The following is a 964-nucleotide window of genomic DNA, read 5'->3' as shown; positions in this document are numbered from 1 at the left end:
AATTTTTTATGAGAAAGCCCTTATTAGTGAGGATAGGGCACCGATAAAATAAAAAAGGTTGAGTAAATTTTGCTCAGCCCTTCTGTTGTTAAATAAAAGGCTTATTGGATGATTAATTTTTTAATCAGCCTGATCCCTTCTATTTCTAAATTTATCCAGTAAATACCAGCGGGTAAATGATTTGTGGAAATTAATAACTCATCGTCCTCCGCGGCCAACTCAAATTGTTCTACAATCTGCCCTATAGCGTTGATAAGCCTAATTTTTTTGCGAGCTAAGGGAGCATTTTTGCAAATCAAACGGCTGTGATCTTTGGCAGGATTAGGTTGCAATTCGAGAACCATCAGGTCGGTCAAAGCTTGATCTACATCGTCAATGATGCATTCAATGCACTCATTGAAACAAACCGTATCCAGTGTTATGGGTTGTTCTTCGATAACCAAGAGAGGCCTCTGTCGGATGTCGTTAACTGTTTCACTACAATTGTTTAAAACATCCTCCTCTAATGTTTCAATAATTCCCTGATCGGGTGTTCCATTTACAAAGCGATAGTGGTAATTGCCCGGATTGACAGATAGGGTAGTTGTCCAAAAAGAACTGCCACCGTTGTCGGTCATGAGGAATTCATTGTTCGTAAGACCAAAATCACCGATCAAGTATACACCAGCAGGATCTGTTTCGCTGGTAAGCATATCCACCGTGAAAATTACTTCAACAGGAGCCGGCGGCAGGGTACAGTCCAAATCAGGAATACACTCTGCAAAACAGGTATTGATGATGGTGTCCTGCGTTACGGGCGATAGCCAACGGTTATTGTTGGCGTTTGGTAGGCCGCAATCTTGTCCTGTAAGGTCTTCTTTGCAACTTAGGTCTGGGCACAATCCATTACTGAAACTATAGAAGCTACTGAACCCTTCTGGGATAGTGAGGTTGATGGAGTACACACCGTCGCCATCAGAATCGT

1 protein-coding gene is annotated in these 964 nt (G+C 42.0%); it reads right to left on the bottom strand.

What is annotated here, in order from left to right; all coding sequences use genetic code 11:
* Positions 1-101: 101 nt before the first annotated feature.
* The coding region (locus ACRBG0_RS28720) for a T9SS type A sorting domain-containing protein (RefSeq protein ID WP_431490257.1) at positions 102-964 on the bottom strand (863 nt) is incomplete at its 5' end.

Origin of the sequence: Lewinella sp. (assembly GCF_050633125.1) — a bacterium.
In the GTDB taxonomy this organism is placed as follows: domain Bacteria; phylum Bacteroidota; class Bacteroidia; order Chitinophagales; family Saprospiraceae; genus Lewinella.
This window is presented reverse-complemented; position numbering and strand designations above follow the sequence as displayed.